Below are 530 nucleotides of genomic sequence, written 5' to 3'. Positions count from 1 at the left end.
GAAATGTGAGTCCAAGCAGGTGAGTGTGAGAAGTAGGCAAATCCGCTCTTGCGAAGCATGAGCTGTGATGGGGAAGGAAATAAAGTACGGAAGTTCCTGATTTCACGCTGCCAAGAAAAGCTCTAGGAAGAGAGATACTGCCCGTACCGCAAACCGACACAGTAGATGAGGAGAGAATCCTAAGGTGAGCGAGAGAACTCTCGTTAAGGAACTCGGCAAAATGACCCCGTAACTTCGGGAGAAGGGGTGCTCTATTAGGGTGAAAGCCCGAGAGAGCCGCAGTGAATAGGCCCAGGCGACTGTTTAGCAAAAACACAGGTCTCTGCAAAACCGTAAGGTGACGTATAGGGCTGACGCCTGCCCGGTGGTGGAAGGTTGAAGAGGAATGGGTTAGCAGTCTCGCGAAGCTCAGAATTGAAGCCCCCAGTAAACGGCGGCCGTAACTATAACGGTCCTAAGGTAGCGAAATTCCTTGTCGGGTAAGTTCCGAACCCGCACGAAAGGCGCAACGATCTGCACTGTCTCAACGA

General features: G+C 51.9%; 1 rRNA gene. It reads left to right on the top strand.

The features are described 5' to 3' along the window. A 23S ribosomal RNA gene (locus tag LFLEISCH_RS14435) occupies positions 1-530 on the top strand; the annotation flags it as partial.

This window comes from Listeria fleischmannii subsp. fleischmannii LU2006-1 (genome assembly GCF_000344175.1).
Taxonomy (GTDB): Bacteria; Bacillota; Bacilli; order Lactobacillales; family Listeriaceae; genus Listeria; species Listeria fleischmannii.
The sequence above is the reverse complement of the archived record's forward strand: the minus strand, read 5'-3'. Positions and strand labels throughout refer to the sequence as shown.